This is a genomic window from Pseudonocardia sp. CA-107938, assembly GCF_050936315.1.
In the GTDB taxonomy this organism is placed as follows: Bacteria; Actinomycetota; Actinomycetes; order Mycobacteriales; family Pseudonocardiaceae; genus Pseudonocardia.
The window spans coordinates 1,282,225-1,299,805 of record NZ_JBNJNA010000001.1; the positions used below are offsets into that span (position 1 = coordinate 1,282,225).

General features: G+C 71.4%; 17 protein-coding genes. 10 read left to right on the forward strand and 7 right to left on the reverse strand.

Annotated features, from left to right (window positions below; translation table 11 throughout):
• The first annotated feature begins 316 nt into the window (after positions 1–316).
• Positions 317–2,140: a phosphoenolpyruvate carboxykinase (GTP) gene (locus tag ACQEVB_RS06395; RefSeq protein WP_432966400.1), complete on the forward strand. Its 1,824-nt coding sequence runs from the start codon at positions 317–319 to the stop codon at positions 2,138–2,140.
• A gap of 48 nt (positions 2,141–2,188) precedes the next feature.
• On the opposite strand, the gene ACQEVB_RS06400 is transcribed toward ACQEVB_RS06395, so the two are convergent.
• From ACQEVB_RS06400 to ACQEVB_RS06410, 3 genes are all read right to left on the reverse strand, one after another.
• A complete protein-coding gene (locus ACQEVB_RS06400) occupies positions 2,189–3,475 on the reverse strand; it encodes a hypothetical protein (protein WP_432966402.1) in 1,287 nt (428 codons plus the stop codon).
• Complete coding sequence (locus ACQEVB_RS06405; RefSeq protein ID WP_432966404.1) at positions 3,472–3,804, reverse strand: hypothetical protein; 333 nt, start codon at positions 3,802–3,804, stop codon at positions 3,472–3,474. Before ACQEVB_RS06405 ends, ACQEVB_RS06400 begins: the two co-directional genes overlap by 4 nt.
• 86 nt (positions 3,805–3,890) lie before the next feature.
• The gene (locus ACQEVB_RS06410) at positions 3,891–4,454 is read right to left on the reverse strand and encodes a DUF3558 domain-containing protein (protein WP_432966406.1); all 564 of its coding nucleotides are present in this window, start codon (positions 4,452–4,454) and stop codon (positions 3,891–3,893) included.
• 175 nt (positions 4,455–4,629) lie between these two features.
• On the opposite strand from ACQEVB_RS06410, the gene ACQEVB_RS06415 reads away from it, so the two are divergent.
• The 3 genes from ACQEVB_RS06415 to ACQEVB_RS06425 all read left to right on the forward strand — a co-directional run bounded on the left by ACQEVB_RS06415 (position 4,630) and on the right by ACQEVB_RS06425 (position 8,779).
• Positions 4,630–4,917: a DUF3311 domain-containing protein gene (locus ACQEVB_RS06415; protein ID WP_432966408.1), complete on the forward strand. Its 288-nt coding sequence runs from the start codon at positions 4,630–4,632 to the stop codon at positions 4,915–4,917.
• Entirely contained in the window at positions 4,914–6,596 is a 1,683-nt protein-coding gene (gene mctP, locus ACQEVB_RS06420) for a monocarboxylate uptake permease MctP (protein WP_432966410.1), read from the forward strand. The genes ACQEVB_RS06415 and mctP overlap by 4 nt, the downstream gene beginning before the upstream one ends.
• 293 nt (positions 6,597–6,889) lie before the next feature.
• Entirely contained in the window at positions 6,890–8,779 is a 1,890-nt protein-coding gene (locus ACQEVB_RS06425; RefSeq protein ID WP_432966412.1) for a hypothetical protein, read from the forward strand.
• A gap of 6 nt (positions 8,780–8,785) precedes the next feature.
• On the opposite strand, the gene ACQEVB_RS06430 is transcribed toward ACQEVB_RS06425, so the two are convergent.
• Positions 8,786–9,109, reverse strand: a complete 324-nt coding sequence (locus tag ACQEVB_RS06430; RefSeq protein ID WP_432966414.1) for a hypothetical protein — start codon at positions 9,107–9,109, stop codon at positions 8,786–8,788.
• Positions 9,110–9,151: 42 nt separating this feature from the next.
• Here ACQEVB_RS06430 and ACQEVB_RS06435 point away from each other — a divergent pair, with 42 nt between their 5' ends.
• Both ACQEVB_RS06435 and ACQEVB_RS06440 read left to right on the forward strand, forming a co-directional pair.
• Complete coding sequence (locus ACQEVB_RS06435; RefSeq protein WP_432966416.1) at positions 9,152–9,742, forward strand: peroxidase-related enzyme; 591 nt, start codon at positions 9,152–9,154, stop codon at positions 9,740–9,742.
• 112 nt (positions 9,743–9,854) lie between these two features.
• Positions 9,855–10,457: a hypothetical protein gene (locus ACQEVB_RS06440; RefSeq protein WP_432966418.1), complete on the forward strand. Its 603-nt coding sequence runs from the start codon at positions 9,855–9,857 to the stop codon at positions 10,455–10,457.
• Positions 10,458–10,607: 150 nt separating this feature from the next.
• Here ACQEVB_RS06440 and ACQEVB_RS06445 read toward each other — a convergent pair whose 3' ends face one another.
• Genes ACQEVB_RS06445 through ACQEVB_RS06455 form a run of 3 tightly spaced genes read right to left on the reverse strand, consistent with a single transcriptional unit; the run spans position 10,608 to position 13,201 of the window.
• A complete protein-coding gene (locus tag ACQEVB_RS06445) occupies positions 10,608–11,372 on the reverse strand; it encodes an amino acid ABC transporter ATP-binding protein (RefSeq protein WP_432966420.1) in 765 nt (254 codons plus the stop codon).
• Positions 11,369–12,274: an amino acid ABC transporter permease gene (locus ACQEVB_RS06450; RefSeq protein ID WP_432966422.1), complete on the reverse strand. Its 906-nt coding sequence runs from the start codon at positions 12,272–12,274 to the stop codon at positions 11,369–11,371. The genes ACQEVB_RS06445 and ACQEVB_RS06450 overlap by 4 nt, the downstream gene beginning before the upstream one ends.
• 3 nt (positions 12,275–12,277) lie before the next feature.
• Positions 12,278–13,201 (reverse strand): ABC transporter substrate-binding protein, encoded by a 924-nt coding sequence (locus ACQEVB_RS06455; protein WP_432966424.1) that lies wholly within the window; start codon positions 13,199–13,201, stop codon positions 12,278–12,280.
• A gap of 177 nt (positions 13,202–13,378) precedes the next feature.
• On the opposite strand from ACQEVB_RS06455, the gene ACQEVB_RS06460 reads away from it, so the two are divergent.
• The 4 genes from ACQEVB_RS06460 (at position 13,379) to ACQEVB_RS06475 (ending at position 17,564) form a co-directional block, all read left to right on the forward strand.
• The gene (locus ACQEVB_RS06460; RefSeq protein ID WP_432966426.1) at positions 13,379–13,681 is read left to right on the forward strand and encodes an Rv0909 family putative TA system antitoxin; all 303 of its coding nucleotides are present in this window, start codon (positions 13,379–13,381) and stop codon (positions 13,679–13,681) included.
• A 157-nt stretch (positions 13,682–13,838) separates the two neighbouring features.
• A complete protein-coding gene (gene pdhA, locus ACQEVB_RS06465) occupies positions 13,839–15,026 on the forward strand; it encodes a pyruvate dehydrogenase (acetyl-transferring) E1 component subunit alpha (protein WP_432966428.1) in 1,188 nt (395 codons plus the stop codon).
• 247 nt (positions 15,027–15,273) lie between these two features.
• Positions 15,274–16,254 (forward strand): alpha-ketoacid dehydrogenase subunit beta, encoded by a 981-nt coding sequence (locus tag ACQEVB_RS06470; protein WP_432966430.1) that lies wholly within the window; start codon positions 15,274–15,276, stop codon positions 16,252–16,254.
• Positions 16,255–16,259: 5 nt separating this feature from the next.
• Entirely contained in the window at positions 16,260–17,564 is a 1,305-nt protein-coding gene (locus tag ACQEVB_RS06475; protein WP_432980181.1) for a dihydrolipoamide acetyltransferase family protein, read from the forward strand.
• Positions 17,565–17,581: the final 17 nt, after the last annotated feature.

Consider the following 17,581-nt stretch of genomic DNA (forward strand, 5'->3'; position numbering starts at 1 on the left):
CGCGGCGTCCGGCAACCGGTCGATCGAGTGAGAGTCCGATCACCTTCCAGGATTCCGACAAGGCCGTGACCAGCGCCTCAGTGCGAACGTGCCACTCGGAGAAATTCCTCGTCGGAATGCGTGCACGGCGCTTCTGAATCGATTACCTGATCGGTCTTGTGAGTCAGCCGACACCGCCCAGCGGTTGGGCGAAATCAAGAGCCGCCGGTACCGTCTTCTCTCATCCTCCGAGATTCCCGACCCGGGGCTGTCTAGCTTCGGGTCTAGCGGGTATTTCCCAGGAGGGTGACCGGGGCCGACGAGGAGCGAGGGTGACATGACGGTGGCGACCGTGCCAGGGATCGACCAAGGGCCGACCGAGAACACGAGTCTGCTGTCGTGGGTGCGCGAGATCGCGGACCTGACCGAGCCCGACGCGGTGGTGTGGGCCGACGGCTCCGACGCCGAGTGGGACCGCATGACGACCGCACTGGTCGACGCGGGCACCTTCAAGCGCCTCAACCCGGAGAAGAAGCCCAACTCGTTCTGGGCCGCCTCCGACCCCGACGACGTGGCCCGCGTGGAGGAGCGCACGTACATCTGTTCGGCGGAGCCCGCCGGCGCCGGCCCGACGAACAACTGGGTCGACCCGGCCGAGATGAAGTCGACGATGACCGAGCTGTACCGCGGCTGCATGCGCGGGCGCACGATGTACGTCGTCCCGTTCTGCATGGGCCCGCTGGACGCAGAGCCGCCGATGCTCGGCGTCGAGATCACCGACTCCGAGTACGTCGTCGCCTCGATGCGGATCATGACCCGTATGGGTGCCGCCGTGCTGCCGCTCCTCGACGCGGTCGGCGAGAACTTCGTGAAGTGCCTGCACTCCGTCGGTGCCCCGCTGGCGGACGGCCAGGCCGACGTCCCGTGGCCCTGCAACGACACGAAGTACATCTCGCACTTCCCGGAGACCCGCGAGATCTGGAGCTTCGGATCCGGCTACGGCGGCAACGCGCTGCTGGGCAAGAAGTGCTACGCGCTGCGCATCGCGTCGGCCATCGCGCACGACGAGGGCTGGCTCGCCGAACACATGCTGATCCTCAAGTTGATCAGCCCCGAGAACAAGGCGTACTACGTCGCCGCCGCATTCCCGTCCGCATGCGGTAAGACGAACCTCGCGATGCTGCAGCCCACCATTCCGGGCTGGCGCGCTGAGACCGTCGGCGACGACATCGCCTGGATGCGCTTCGGCCCCGACGGCCGGCTCTACGCGGTCAACCCGGAGTTCGGCTTCTTCGGCGTCGCCCCGGGCACCAACTGGAAGACCAACCCCAACGCGATGCGCACGATCGAGAAGGGCAACTCGCTCTTCACCAACGTGGCGCTCACCGACGACGGCGACGTGTGGTGGGAGGGTCTCGAGGGCGATCCCCAGCACCTCACATCGTGGCTGGGCGAGGACTGGACCCCGGATTCGGACAAGCCGGCCGCACACGCCAACTCCCGCTACACCGTGCCGATCGCGCAGTGCCCGGTCGTGGCCCCGGAGTGGGAGGACCCGCAGGGCGTGCCGATCTCGGCGATCCTGTTCGGCGGGCGCCGCAAGACCACGGTTCCGCTGGTCACCGAGGCTCGCGACTGGCAGCACGGCACGTTCATGGGCGCCACGATGTCGAGCGAGATGACGGCGGCGGCCAAGGGCGGGCTCGGCCAGGTGCGCCGCGACCCGATGGCGATGCTGCCGTTCCTCGGCTACAACGTCGGTGACTACTTCGCGCACTGGGTGAACGTCGGCAAGAGCGCCGACGCCACGAAGCTGCCGAAGATCTTCTACGTGAACTGGTTCCGTCGCGGCTCGGAGGGCCAGTTCCTGTGGCCCGGCTTCGGTGAGAACAGCCGCGTGCTCAAGTGGGCGATCGAGCGCATGGAGGGCACCGCGGCCGCGCAGGAGACCCCGATCGGTTTCGTTCCGACCGCCGACCAGATCGACCTCGAGGGTCTCGACGTCGACCGCGCCGACGTCGAGGCCGCCCTCGCCGTCGACGTCGAGGAGTGGAAGGCCGAGATCCCGCTGATCGAGGAGTGGTTCGACAAGGTCGGCGACAACCTGCCCACCTCGATGCGCGACGAGCTCGCCGCGCTCAAGCAGCGCCTCGGACTCTGACCTGAACGACGCGAACGGCCCGCCGTGCCCGGCGGGCCGTTCGCGTGTCTAGTCCTCGGGCAGCACGTCGTCCTGGCCGATGACGGCCTCGCTCACCCAGCGGTCGTCGGCGAAGAAGCCCGACTCGTCCTGCAGGTAGGCGGGACGGCCCTTCGTGCGGTCGCCCCCGCCACCGGCACCGGCGCCGGCCATCGGCGGGTACATGGAGCCGGCGCGGCCCTCGGCGGCGCGGGCCGAGCCGCCGAGGATCGGCTCCCCGGCCGGCCGGCCGCGCACCGGCGGTTCCGCCACGGCCGGTGGTCGCGTCGTCCGCGACTCGCCCGCGACGAGCTCGCGCCAGTTGGTGGGGTTCCGCGACGGCGGTCCGGTGGGCCGCTGCGGCTCGGGGAACGGCGCGGGCTTCACCCCGCGGCCACCCTGCCCCGGCGGCAGGTCGATGCCGGTGCCCCGCGGTGGCGGCACGGACGACGGACGCGGAGCACTGCGCGCCGACGGCATCGGGGCAGGTACCGGGACCTGAACCGGCGTCTGGCTGCCCGCCCGCGGCGGCCCGGGCTGGGCCGGCGCGACCGGCGTTGCAGGCGTGGTCGGGTCGGGCGGCCGCGGGCCGGTGGCCGGTGGGGCTCCGGGAAGAACCGGACCCGGCGTGCCACCCGGTCCCGCTGCCTGCGACGGGGGCAACGCCGGAGCCGGCGACCCGGCCGGTCCGGCGGCGTGCGGCTGACCGCCCGGCGCGCCCCCCGACGGCGCGTCGGGCGGACCGTGCGTGACCACCATCGTCGGTGGCGTGCTCCAGAAACCGAGCCCGTTCGCGCGCTGGACGGAGTCGTCCGCGTAGGACGCCATCAGCCGGCGCGCGTCCTCGGCCTCCGCGGTCGAGTTCCGCATGTCGTCGGCGGCCTGGTGGATCGGGTTGACCTGCTCCGGCAGCGCGGAGAGGCCCGGCGACGACGCGGTCACCACCTTCTCGCCGACGTCGATCACCGTGCTCGTGAACGAGCTCGGCCCCGGCATCAGCTGCCGCAGCCGGGCCGCGTGCTCACCCTGCGCGGCCAGTGCCGCGGCGATCCCGCCGGCGTCGTCGACCGCGGTGGCGCACCAGGAGGCGAACGGCTGCGCCGCCCCCTGCATCGCCTTCGCAGCAGCCCCGATCCACTCGTCGGCCGCACGGCCCAGCGCTGCGCGGAGGTTGGTGTGGCCGTCGTCGATGGCCTGCTGGACCTGGGTCCACACCTCCTCGTGGGCGCGCGACGCCTCCCGGCCCGGACCTTGGTTGACCAGGTCGTACAGCTGTTGGTGGCTCAACGCCTGCCACCCGGTGGGAGGGGTGGTCATGTCAGCTTCAGGACGAGGTCGGACTCGGTGTGCTGGTACTGCTTCTCCGCATCGGTGAGCGCCTCGACGGCCGCGATGATCTGCTCGCGGTACTTCACGATCGCCGCTAACATCCCGTCGGGCTCGTCGAGAACGTACTTGTTGTATGCGTCCGCGACACTGACGCTCACCGGGTCGTGCAACCATGGCTCGAGGAGTCGACCGTCTCGGCGCAGCTTGCGGAGTGGGCCTTCGATGTCATCGAGCATCTTGTTGAGCACCTCCCGAACGGCCGGGATCGCCTCCGGCGGCACCCGCAACTCGGCCACACCGAAGAACTGGTCGCCCATAGTTCCTCCCCCACCTGGTCTCGTGGCGAAGCGTAGAAACCACAGCCATGATCACGTGGGTGTTCCGGAGAACTCCTCGCTGGATCTCAGGCCCGCTGCAGCAGCTGACCCATCAGGAGATCCGCTGCCTGTTCAGCCCGGGTGCAGAGATCGTCCTGTGCGAGCTGCGGCTGATTGCCACCGTCTGAATAGGTGACGTCAAGGAGCTGGGCAGGATGGACGTCCACGACCACCGCGCATTCGTCGGTGAACTTGTTCTGCTTGACCAGCAGCGCAGGGAAGCCGGCGACGCGCTTCGGCGTCACGACTCCGTTGACGCGATCGGGTCGGTAGACGTCGACACCGTCCTGCAGCGCGAAGGCCACGCCGACAGCGAATCTCGTTCCCTCATCGCCGCGCGACCCGCATGACGGCACCTGACCTTGATAGATGCTGTCGCTACCCTTTTCCGCCATCAGCGGCCGCGTGATCCCCAACTGCTCCCGCACCGCCGGTGTGAACAGCGAGCAGGGGTCGATCGAGTCGAGCCGGATGTCACGGGGCCGGCCGGAGGGGGCCGCGGTGGGCCCGGACACGGGTTGCCCCGCCACCGGTGCACAGCCGGCCGCGATGAGGCACGACATCAGGACCAGCAGGGCGATCCGGCGCACCCGACGACCGTAGCGGGGCGCGCGGCCCGGCGGGCCCGATCGGCGCAACGCGGCACCGACTGCGCTGCTCGCGGCCACGCCCCCACGCAATTCGTGATCTCACCGTGTCCTCCGAACGGGTTCTCCTGCTTACGATGCCGCGGACCCAGTGTCGGAGAAATCGCAGGAGCACGTCATGTCGGAGACAGCGTCGTCGTCGCCGCCGGAACGGGAGGGGCTGCGCTGGAACGCGTGGAACCTCCTGTTGCTGGTGCCGTTCCTCATGCTCGTCACGCCGTGGATCAACTCCCTGGAGCCGCGGCTGTTCGGCATGCCGTTCTTCTACTGGATCCAGTTCGCGTTCGTGCCGGTCGGCGTCGTGTGCGTGCTGGTCGTCTACCTGATGACCAAGGACGAGCCGACCACGGTCGCCCCTGGTCCCGAGCCTGACGTCGACTCGCTGGACGAGGGGACCGCGCGATGATCCAGTGGCCGGAGCTGATCGTCTTCACCGTCCTGTTCCTGGCGGTGACCGTGATGGGGTTCGTGGCTGCGCGCTGGCAGCGCGGCGACACACTCGAGCACCTCGACGAGTGGGGTCTCGGCGGGCGCAAGTTCGGCTCGTGGATCACCTGGTTCCTCGTCGGCGGTGACCTCTACACGGCGTACACGTTCGTCGCCGTGCCGGCGCTGCTGTTCGGCGCGGGCGCGACCGGGTTCTTCGCGCTGCCCTACACCGTGATCCTCTACCCGATCGTCTTCCTGCCGGTGCTGCGGCTGTGGTCGGTCTCGCGGGTGCACGGCTACGTGACGCCCGCCGACTTCGTGCGCGGCCGCTACGGCTCGCCGACGCTGGCGCTGCTCGTGGCGATCACCGGCCTGGTGGCGACCATGCCGTACATCGCGCTGCAGCTGGTCGGTCTGGAGGCCGTGCTGCGCACGATGGGCCTCAACGCCGGCGGCATCGGCGGGCACCTGCCGCTGCTGATCGCGTTCGTGATCCTCGCGCTGTACACCTACCAGTCGGGGCTGCGGGCGCCCGCGCTGATCGCGTTCGTCAAGGACATCCTGATCTACATCGTGATCCTGGTGGCCGTGATCTACCTGCCCGCGCAGTTCGGCGGCTGGGAGGCGATCTTCGGAGCAGCGGAAGCCAAGCTCAAGACACCCAACCCGGCCACGGGTGCGCCGACGGGTTCGCTCCTGCTCACCGCGAACAACCAGCTGCAGTACATCACCCTGGCACTGGGTTCGGCGCTGGCGCTGTTCCTCTACCCGCACTCGATCACCGGCGTCCTGGCCTCCCGCGGGCGCGACGTGATCAAGCGCAACATGGTGGCGCTGCCCGCGTACTCGCTGCTGCTGGGCCTGCTCGCCCTGCTCGGCTACGTCGCGATCGCCGCGGGGGCGAAGCCGATCACCAATCAGGCCACCGGCCGTCCCGACACCAACACGATCATCCCGGTGCTGTTCGACAGCCAGTTCGGCTCGATCTTCGCCGGCATCGCGTTCGCCGCGATCGGCATCGGCGCGCTGGTGCCGGCGGCGATCATGTCGATCGCCGCGGCGAACCTGTGGACGCGCAACATCTACAAGGAGTACCTCAAGCGCGACGCCAGCCCGGCGCAGGAGGCCAAGCAGGCCAAGCTCGCGTCACTGGTCGTGAAGTTCGGCGCCGTGCTGTTCATCCTGGCCATCGACCCGCAGTTCTCCATCGACCTGCAGCTCATCGGCGGCGTGATCATCCTGCAGACGCTGCCGGCGGTGGCGATCGCGCTCTACACCCGCTGGCTGCACCGCTGGGGGCTGATCGCGGGCTGGGTGGCCGGCATGGCGCTCGGCATGTACCTGCTCTACGTGATCCCGAACGCGGCCGCGGGGCGCGCCCACTTCGGTGGTTCCGCGCTGGCGCTGGACAAGCTGTCCATCGTCGGCTGGCACCCGTTCGCCGGCTCGACCGTGCAGATCTACGTCGGGTTCGTCGCGACCGTCGTGAACCTGCTGGTCGCGGTGGTCGTCACGGTCGCGCTGCGGGCCGCCAAGGTGGCCGAGGGAGACGACGCCACACATCCGGCCGACTACCACGCGGACGAGGGATCGGCCCGGCTACGTCCGGTTGCCGAGGGCCACGGTGCGGCGCCCGCCGCCACCACGTCCACCTGACACATAGAGTGACGACGAGGCCGGACGGCGGGCGGGTTAGCCCTGTTCGCCGTCCGGCCTCGACCGCACGCCGTACATGATGGCCCTGTCGGCGCGCCGCCGGACAACGCCGTCCGCTCTACCACTCGAACGTGGCGAAGGCCACACCTTCGAGTGACCAGGCGGCGCACGCAGTCACCATCTCGGCGCGCACCGATTGCCGGGCCCGAAACCCGGATGCAACATTACGTAGACGACTGCGATACGAAGGGTGACCGTCGCCGCTGAGGCGATGGGCTCGCGGAGGTGACGTGGTGCTGGATGTCGGACCCTCGGGGGCACGCGGCGACGCAGACGCAGACCTCGCGGTCTTCGTCGACCGGATCGCCGCAGCCGGCTCCGACCCGGCCACGGGAGCAGCCCGCACGGCCATCCGCGCCGCGATCGGCGCCGGAACGGCTCCGCCAGGGTTGCGCAAGCTGGCCGAAGGGTTGGCTGCTTCCCTCGCCGCCCAGCCGCCACTGCCCCGTCATCCCGGCGAGGACTCCGGCTCCATCGTCTCCGCCGTCCGCAACGACGCGCTCGTCGTCCTCGACGGGTTCAGCGGCGCCGAGCTCGCCGAGGCCGTGGCCGGGCTCGTGGCCGACGGCCGTCGCGTCGTCGTCACCGGGCCGAGCGCCGAGGAGATCGCCGCGGTCCGTGCGGGGCTGCCCGCCGAGGCCGCCCTGCGCGCGCTCGACGGGCTGCCGGCGCTGCCTCCGGCCCGCCTGCGCGAGCTGCGCAGGCTCGTCGCCACGTCCACGGCGCGCCGGCGCGCTCGCGGCGCTCAGCAGCTGCCGCCCGTGGCCGCGCTCCCGCCCGTCGCGGAGATCGACAGGCTGTGCACGGCCGCCCGCCGCAGCAACGGGCGCGGGTACGACAGCGTCATCGCTTCGGTGATGTCCGGGCTGGCGCCCGAGCGGCGGGACGCCGTCGTGTCCGTGGCGCGCTGCGTCCGGGCCCGCCTGGACGAGCTGGAGCCGCGGGACCGCTGGGCCTGGGCGTGGTCGCTGCTCACCGACCTGATCTACGGGCGGCACCAGCCGGCGTTCGAGCGGATGCTCGAGGACACGGCGCAGGCCGTCGCTGCGCTGGAGCGCACCAGGACGGCCGTGCCGGCCGAGATCGTCGGCCCGCTGCCGGGCGACGCGCTCGACCTGCTCTACCGCTACCGCGACTTCCTCACCTCGGGCGGCCGCTCCCGCGCCTACTTCCGCTCCGCCGCGCAGCGCGACGTGCAGCCGGTGCTGCGCCTGCTGCTCGTCGACGGGCACACGCCGGGCACGGTCGACGAGGTCTCCCGCGCGATCGAACACGTCGAGCTCGGCCAGCGGCTGGCCCGCGTCGACGCCGGGTGCGCCGAGCTGCAGCTGTCGCCGCCGATGGGCGAGGACGACCTGCACGAGCTCGCCGACGGCCTGGTCAAGGTGGCCGCCGCCGTGCGGTCCGTCACCGCTCTGCGCCACGACGTCCTGTTCCTGGGCGACAACTCGCCGCTCGCCGTGCCGGACGTCGAGGCCGCCGGAGCGACCGCGTCCGCGATCCTCGAGTACGCCGAGCACGGGTCAGGCACGGAAGCCGGCATCCGGCTCGACGAGCTGGCCGACGCGCTCGCCGCAACCGTGCCAGCCAAGATCCGCTCGAGCGAGCACGAACGCGCCGTCATCGCGCTGCGCCAGCGCGACGCCGCCCTGTACGCCGACGCCGTCGACGCGCTGGCCGGGGCACGACGCGACGCGGGCGACGCCCGCCGCGAGGACGCGCTCATGGGCGAGCTGGCCGCCGCGGCCCCCCGGTTGGCCGAGGTGTGGCAGCAGCACGGCCGCGCCGGGTCACTGGGCTTCGTCGCGTTCTCCACCGCCGAGGAGCTGCTCGCCGCGCTCCCGGCGCCCGACAGCGCCGACGTCGTCGTGGTCGTCGGAGCAGCCGGTATGGGGGTCGAGCGGCTGCTGCTGGCCGGCGTCGCCCCGCGGCTGATCGCGGTGCTGCAGCCCGGCGAGGAGGCCGCGCCCACCCCCAGCATGCTCAGCGTGCTGCACCGGGCCGCGGCGCTGGTGATCCGGGGGCGCACCCAATCGGCCGCCCGCTCCGGCCACGGGCGCGTCGTGCGGCTCGATCCCGGCGAGCGCCGCGGCGGCGTCTCCGGGGCCGCAGCCGTCGGGTAGCCCGCGCTACCGGTGCGCCGCCAGCGCGTCGCTCAGCAGCTCGACGACGTCGTCACCCGAACGGCCCGCCGGCACCCACGTGCCCTTGTCGTCGCCGGGTCGGTACGCGACCCAGCGCCCCGTGGTCGGATCCTCCAGCCGCAGCCGCAGCAAAGGCCGCGACGCCCAGGCCGTGCCGAGCTCGGGATAGCGCGGTGCCCTGCGCTCCGTGATGGTGACCGTGTCACCCTGCACCGTGTAGCCCACCTGGCGGCGGCGCCGCTCCTCGCCGGTCACCTGAGCGGCACACCACTGCGACAAACGACGACGCGCTTCCTCGGCCAGCCCCATGGACATCGATGGTGACGCGCGGAACGGCTAACGTCGACCGCCATGAGTGAGCATGCGGTGAGCCGTTTCGGTCATGTCGAGCTGGATGACATGCCCGACGACCTCCGGGAGCGCATCGGCGCGATCGCCGAGAAGTCCGGGTTCGTGCCCAACGTGTTCCGGGCGCTGGCGCGGCGGCCCGCCGAGCTGCGGGCGTTCCTCGACTACCACGACGCGCTCGTGGAGAAGGCTCCCGATGATCGTGGCGGGCTCTCCAAGGCCGAGCGCGAGCTCGTCGTCGTCGCGACGTCGGGGGCGAACCACTGCACGTACTGCGTGGTGGCGCACGGGGCGATCCTGCGGGTCCGGATGAAGGACCCCGAGATCGCCGACAAGGTCGCCAGCAACCCGTGGGGCGCGCAGCTCTCGCCGCGCGAGCGCGCGATCGTCGACCTGGCGTTGCTCATCGCGACCGACTCCGCCCAGCTCACCGACGCCGAACTGGACGACGCCCGCATGGCGGGGCTGTCGGAGGACGAGATCTGGGACGTCGGCGCCATCACCGCCCTCTTCGCGATGTCGAACCGCCTGGCCCACCTGACGGCGCTGCGCCCGAACCCGGAGTTCTTCCTCATGGGACGGCTGCCGCGCTGAGGCCCGGTACCCGCCCCGCTGCGTCGAGAACGAAGTTGTGGCGAACCGTATCGATTCACAATCACCACAACTTCGTTCTCGACGGGGCGGGCGGACTGAGCAGGGTGCGCGGGTGAGCCGCCGCAACCGCGTCGACCCGTTCGGCGACCTGCACGCCGTGCCCGACCGCGGCCTGTTCACGGGCAACCGCGGCTGCCTCGTCGACGACGCCGAGCAGGTCGTCCGGCACCACCGCGGCAACCTGTGGATCACGTGCGTCACCGAGTTCCGCGGGCGGCGGTTCGGGCTCGCCCGCCCGAACCGCTGGACGCCGATCTTCTTCCTCGACGACGCCGTCGCGCTCGCCGCCGGGCACCGCCCGTGCGGCGAGTGCCGGTGGCCGGCCTACCGCGCGTACCGGGACGCCATCGATCCCGCGCTACGGGCCGGGGAGCTGAACCGGCGGCTCCAGACCGAACGGCTGCACCGCGGCCGTGGCCTCGCCCGCGCGGGCGACCGGAAGCTGTGGACCGGCACCGACCTGCCCGACGGCACCGTCGTCGTCACGGACGGGCCGCGGCTGATCCTCGATGGTCAGCTGTGGGCGTTCTCGTTCGCCGGCTGGCACGCGCCGCAGCCGGCGCCGGACGGGCCGCTGCGCGTGCTCACCCCGCCCACCTCGGTGGCCGCGCTGCAGGGCGGGTTCGAGCCGGTTGTCAGACGCGCACGACGTTGATCGCCAGGTCGCGACGGCTCGGCCCGCGACGCGAAACCCACATCTCGCCGTCACAGGATCCGCGACTCGCGCGCACCAGAACCACGACTCGCGCACCGGGGGTGACACGGGATCCGCTCGCGCACACCTCGTCGTGTGCGCGAGCGGAGGTCAGAGCACCTTCGACAGGAAGGCCTTCGTCCGCTCGTGCTGCGGGTTCGTCAGCACCTCGCGCGGGTTGCCGGACTCGACGATCACGCCCTCGTCCATGAAGACGAGGGTGTCGCCGACCTCGCGGGCGAAGCCCATCTCGTGCGTCACCACGACCATGGTCATGCCGCTCGCGGCCAGCTCGCGCATCACGTCCAGCACCTCGCCGACGAGCTCGGGGTCCAGCGCCGAGGTGGGCTCGTCGAACAGCATGAGCCGCGGCTCCATCGCCAGTGCGCGTGCGATCGCGACCCGTTGCTGCTGCCCGCCCGACAGCTGGCCGGGGTAGTTGTCGCAGCGGTCGGCCAGGCCGACCCGGGTGAGCAGCGCCAGCGCCTGCTCGCGGGCCTGTGCGCGCGGCGTGCGCCGGACGGTGCGCGGCGCCTCCATGACGTTCTCGATGGCCGTCATGTGCGGGAACAGGTTGAAGCGCTGGAACACCATCCCGATGTCGCGGCGCTGCGCCGCGACCTCGTTCTCGCGCAGCTCGTGCAGCTTGCCGCCGGCCTCGCGGTAGCCGATGAGCTTGCCGTCGACGCGCATCGTGCCGGCGTCGATCGTCTCGAGGTGGTTGATGCAGCGCAGGAACGTCGACTTGCCAGAGCCCGACGGCCCGATCACGCACGCCACCTCGCCCGGCTGCACGGTGAGGTCGATGCCGCGCAGCACCTCGACGTGCCCGAAGCTCTTGTGGATCTGGGTGGCTTCCACCATGGGTGTGGTCATTGGATGTGCCTCACGCGGGAGAGCATCCGACCTGCTGCGCCGGGACGGTTGCTGCGCCCGTAGTGCCGCTCGATGTAGTACTGCCCGACCGACATCACCGACGTGACGGCCAGGTACCAGATGGCCACCACGATGAGCAGCGGGATCGTCTGGAAGTTGTTGGCGTAGATCCGCTGCGCGGACGTGAGCAGCTCGAAGTACCCGATCACCACGACGAGCGAGGTGTTCTTCAGCATCGAGATCGTCTCGTTGCCGGTCGGCGGGATGATCACGCGCATCGCCTGCGGGAGCACGATGCGGCGCAGCGTCTGGGCCCGGGACATGCCCAACGCACCGGCTGCCTCACTCTGCCCGGAGTCCACCGACTGCAGGCCGGCGCGCACGATCTCCGCCATGTAGGCCGCCTCGTTGAGCCCGAGTCCGAGCAGGCAGGCCAGGAACGGCGTGATCAGCGTATTGGTGTCGAACGCGACGAACGTCGGCCCGAACGGGATGCCGACGCCCAGCTGCGGGTACAGCGCCGCCAGGAAGTTCCAGAACAGCAGCTGCGCGATCAGCGGGGTGCCGCGGAACAGCCAGATGAACGTCCACGAGACGCTGGACAGCACCGGGTTCGGCGACAGCCGCATGATCGCCAGTGCGACCCCGCCGACGATGCCGATCACCATCGACAGCACCGTCAGGACCAACGTGTTCGCCAGCCCGTTGAGGATCTGCGGGGAGAACAGGTACTCCCCGACCGTCGCCCACCCGAATCCCGGGTTGGTGATCATCGAGTTGACGAGCATCGCCGCCAGCACGGCGAGGACCGCGACGGCGAGCCAGCGGCCGGGGTGCCGGACCGGAATCGCCTTGATCGGTTCCGGCCGGGCACCCTTGGTCAGGGCCGGTGCGTCGGCCACAGGTCAGCCCTTGATGTCCGACGTGGTCACAGCACCGTCGGCGACGCCCCACTTGTCGAGGATCTTCTTGTAGGTGCCGTCGGCGATCAGCGCCGTGATCGCGCCCTGCACGGCCTTCGCGTAGTCCGGCTGGCCCTTGCCGATGACGAACCCGTAGGGCGCGGTGTCGTAGGGCTGCCCGACGAGCTCGAGCTGGCCGTTCGTGGTCTTCACGGCGTACGCGGCGACGGGCGAGTCGGCGAGCATCGCCACGACGCGGCCGGACGCGAGCGCCAGCGTGACGTCGGTCTGGGCCTGCAGCTCGGTCGAGTTGATCGCGGGCTTGCCGGCGTCGGTGCACTTCTTGCTGCGCGCGGCGATGTCGTCGACCTGCACGGTGCCCTTCTGCACGCCGACGTTCTTGCCGCACAGGTCGTCGGCGGAGATCTTGTCCGGGTTGCCCTTCTTGACCGCCAGGCTGGTGCCCGCCGAGAAGTAGCTGATCATCGTGACGGTCTGGGTGCGCTCGTCGTTGACGGTGAACGACGAGACCGCGATCTCGTACTTCTTCGCCGCGATGCCGGGGATGATCCCGTCGAAGGCGGCGTTCTCGAAGGTCGACTCCAGGCCGAGCTTCTGGCCGATGGCGCGACCGAGGTCGACGTCCATCCCGATGATCGTGGTGCCGTCCTTGTCGGTGAACTCGTTCGGCGCGTACGACGCGTCGGTGCCGAACGCGAGCTTGCCGTCGGCGGCGATCGCCTGCGGCACCAGCGCGGCGAGGGCCGCGTCCTTCTGGGCCGTCGGGATCGCGGCGCCGCTCGTCGGCGCCGCCGCGCCACCACCGCCACCGGCCGGGGCGCCGGTGCCGCCGCTGCCGCACGCGGCGAGGACGATGGCCAGTGCGGCCGCGGAGAGCACGGCCGGAAGCGAGCGGTGGACGTACACGGGACAACCTCCAGGTCTGCGAACCAGCGCACTCTGTCAAAACTTGGCGCTCGACGACACTGGTAAGCCGGTCACCGTTGCGTGACGTCACTCAGGGTGATAAGGCCGTCACGAGGTTTCCGGATGCGGCAAGGTGGGGTAGGACGCTTCCAGACACCCGACGGGGAGGGCACAACCATGCCGAAGCTGAGGAACCTGGCCGTGCTGGCGACGGCGGCCGAGGCGGCGCGACGCTACGCGCGCAGCAATCCGGAGCAGGCCGGCAAGTACCTGGACCAGGCCGCCGCCTTCATCGACAAGCAGACCAAGGGCAAGTTCTCGGACAAGATCACCAGCGCGACGCGATCCGTGAAGGGGGTCGCGGGCATCCCGACGACCCCGTCGGTCGCGCCGGCCGACCCGGCCAAGAACGGGCAGCTGCCGCCGGTCTCGGCCGAGCAGCAGACGACGCCGAGCCCGGCACCGCGCCCGCAGCCCTGAGCCGGTAGCACGACGGCCGGTGGCGCGGCCTTCCCGCCGCCACCGGCCGTCCTCGCGTGCCAGGATGGGCGCAGCGCCGGCCGGGTACCCCCGGCTCGCGCCGCCCGTCCCCCGGCTGCCACGAACGGCCGGGTTCCGCGCACGAGGAGGATGAGTCGTGTCCGACCCCCAGGACTGGACCCCGGCCACCGCCGATCCCGGCAACCGCAGGCCGAGCCGCGACCGCGTCGTCGCCGGGCTGAAGGCCACCGACGAGGGCGGGCCGGACCTCGTCCAGATGCTGACGCCCGAGGGTGAGCGCGTCGGCGATCCGCGCTTCGACTCCTACGCCGCCGACGTCGACGTCGAGGGTCTGCAGAACCTCTACCGCGACATGGTGCTGGTGCGCCGGTTCGACCGCGAGGCCAACGCGCTGCAGCGGCAGGGCCAGCTCGGCATCTGGGTGCCGCTGCTCGGGCAGGAGGCCGCCCAGATCGGCGCCGGCCGCGCGATGCAGCCGCAGGACATGGCGTTCCCGTCGTACCGCGAGCACGGCGTGGCCTTCACCCGCGGCATCGACCCCACCGAGCTGCTCGGCATCTTCCGCGGCACCGACCACGGCTCGTGGGACCCGGCCGCCACCGGCTTCCACCTCTACACGATCGTCATCGGCAACCAGTGCCTCAACGCCACTGGCTACGCGATGGGCCAGAAGTTCGAGTCCAAGGTCGGCGATGGGCCGGACGCCGAGGCCACCATCTGCTTCTTCGGTGACGGCGCCACCAGCCAGGGCGACGTGCACGAGGGCTTCGTGTGGGCCGCGGTCTACGACGCGCCCGTCGTCTTCTACTGCCAGAACAACCAGTGGGCGATCTCCGAGCCCACCGAGCGGCAGACCCGCGTCCCGCTGTACCGCCGCGCGCAGGGGTACGGCTTCCCCGGCATCCGCGTCGACGGCAACGACGTGCTGGCCTGCCTCGCCGTCACCCGGTGGGCGCTGGAGGAGTGCCGCACCGGCAACGGCCCGGTGCTCGTCGAGGCGTTCACCTACCGCATGGACGCGCACACCACCTCCGACGACCCGACCCGCTACCGGCTCGCCGACGAGCTGGAGCTGTGGAAGCTGAAGGACCCGATCGAGCGGGTGCGCGTCAACCTCGTGCGCGAGCACGGCGTCGAGCCCGAGTTCTTCGACGGCGTCGCCGCGGAGGCGGACGAGCTGGCCGCGCGGTTCCGCCAGTACTGCGTCGACATGCCCACACCCGGCCCGGAGCGGCTGTTCTCCGAGGTCTACGCGGAGCACTCCCCGACGCTGGACGCACAGCGGGAGGCCTTCCTCGCCTACCAGGCCAGCTTCGACACGTGAGCTCTCCCTAGCCGGGAACGACGTCACACACCGCGCGGCCACCGCACACACGTCACAACCTGTGTGCCGTGGCCACCGGGTGTGTGACGTCGCGTGGGGGCGGCCGCGCGAGAGCGGAGCCGCGCCGCCCCGACCGTGCCAAGATGACGCGGAAGCGACGCCGCCCGGGCCACCCACCGGGCGCGACCCGGACCGCCGACCCGTCACGAGCGGGTCGTCGGGCACCTTCGACGAGAGGACTCGGGACATGGCCGGTGCCACACTCACCCTGGCCAAAGCGATCAACGAGGGACTGCGCGCCGCGATGGAGCGCGACCCCAAGGTGATCGTGATGGGCGAGGACGTCGGCAAGCTGGGCGGGGTCTTCCGCGTCACCGACGGCCTGCAGAAGGACTTCGGCGAGCAGCGCGTCCTCGACACCCCGCTCGCCGAGTCCGGCATCATCGGCACGGCCGTCGGCCTGGCGATCCGCGGGTTCCGGCCGGTCTGCGAGATCCAGTTCGACGGGTTCGTCTTCCCCGGGTACGACCAGATCGTGTCCCAGCTGGCCAAGCTGCGCTTCCGCTCGCAGGGCAAGGTGCCGATGCCGGTGGTGGTGCGCATCCCGTTCGGTGGCGGGATCGGCGCCGTCGAGCACCACAGCGAGTCGCCGGAGGCGCTGTTCGCGCACGTCGCCGGGCTGAAGGTCGTCTCGTGCTCGAACGCGCTCGACGCCTACTGGATGATCCAGCAGTCCATCGAGAGCGACGACCCGGTGATCTTCTTCGAGCCGAAGCGGCGGTACTGGGAGAAGGCCGAGGTCGACACCGAGGCCACGCCGATGCCGCTGCACGCCGCCCGCGTCGTCCGCCCGGGGTCGAGCCTGACGCTCGTCGGTTACGGGCCCGTGGTGAAGACCTGCCTGGAGGCCGCGACCGCCGCGGAGTCCGACGGCCACGACCTCGAGGTGATCGACCTGCGCACGCTCTCCCCGCTGGACCTCGAACCCGTCGCGGAGTCGGTGCGGCGCACCGGCCGGCTGGTCGTCGTCGCGGAGTCGCCGTCGGAGGTGTCGGTGGCCGCGGAGGTCGCGGCGCGCGTGCAGGAGGAGTGCTTCCACTCCCTCGAGGCGCCCGTGCTGCGGGTCACCGGGTTCGACACCCCCTATCCGCCGTCGCGGATAGAGGAGGAGTACCTCCCGGACCTCGATCGCGTGCTCGACGCCGTCGACCGCTCGATGGGCTGGTGAGCAGCATGCGTCGCGAGTTCGCCATGCCCGACGTCGGCGAGGGCCTCACCGAGGCCGAGATCATCGCCTGGCAGGTCGCCCCGGGCGACACCGTCACCGTCAACCAGATCCTGTGCGAGATCGAGACCGCCAAGGCCGCCGTCGAGCTGCCCAGCCCGTGGGCCGGCACGGTGGGCGAGCTGCTGGTGGAGCCCGGCCGCACCGTCGACGTCGGCTCGCCGATCATCGTGATCGAGACCGCGGAGGCCGCGCCCGAGCCGGCCGCGCCCGCCGCTCCGGCGAAGGAGGAGCAGGGCGCCAAGATCGGCGAGGCCGGCAAGGACGGGCGCATCGCCACGCTCGTCGGCTACGGGCCGCGGCCCGGCTCGGTGACGCGGCGGCCGCGCAAGAACGCGGCCCCGGCGCCCACCCCGGCGCCGGCCGCCGAACCCGAGCCGCAGCCCGTCGCCTCCAACGGTGCCGTGCCGCTGGCCAAGCCACCGGTGCGCAAGCTCGCCAAGGACCTCGGCATCGACCTGCGCACGGTCACCCCGTCCGGCGCGGACGGCATCATCACCCGCGCCGACGTGGAGGCGCACGCCACGGCGCCGGCCCGTCCGGCGGTGTCGTCCGGCGGCGAGCGGCGCGAGCCGATCCGCGGCGTCCGGAAGGCCACCGCCGCGGCCGTCACGGGCAGCGCGTTCACCGCGCCGCACGTCACCGAGTTCCTCACCATCGACATCACGGCCACGATGGAGCTGCGCGACCGCCTGCGCGCCGACCGCGGCTACCGCGACGTGAAGCTGACGCCGCTGGCGTTCGTCGCGAAGGCCGTGTGCCTGGCCGCCGCGCGCACCCCCGACCTCAACGCCCGCTGGGACGAGGCCGCCGGGGAGATCGTCTACTACGACCGCGTGCAGCTCGGCATCGCCGCGGCCACCCCGCGCGGGCTGATCGTGCCCAAGATCCGTGACGCGGACACGCTCTCGCTGCGCGAGCTCGCCGTCGCGCTGACCGAGCTCACCGACACCGCCCGCAGCGGCAAGACGCCGCCCGCGGACCTGGTCGGCGGCACCTTCACGATCACCAACGTCGGCGTGTTCGGCGTCGACACCGGCACCCCGATCCTCAACCCGGGCGAGGCCGGCATCCTCGCCGTCGGCGCGATCAAACCGATGCCCTGGGTGGTCGACGGCGAGCTGGCCGTGCGGACGGTGTGCCAGCTGGCGCTGTCGTTCGACCACCGGCTCGTCGACGGCGAGCAGGGCTCGCGCTTCCTCGCCGACGTGGGCGCGCTGCTGACGGACCCTGGCCTGGCGCTGACGTGGTGAGCGAGACCGATCCGTGA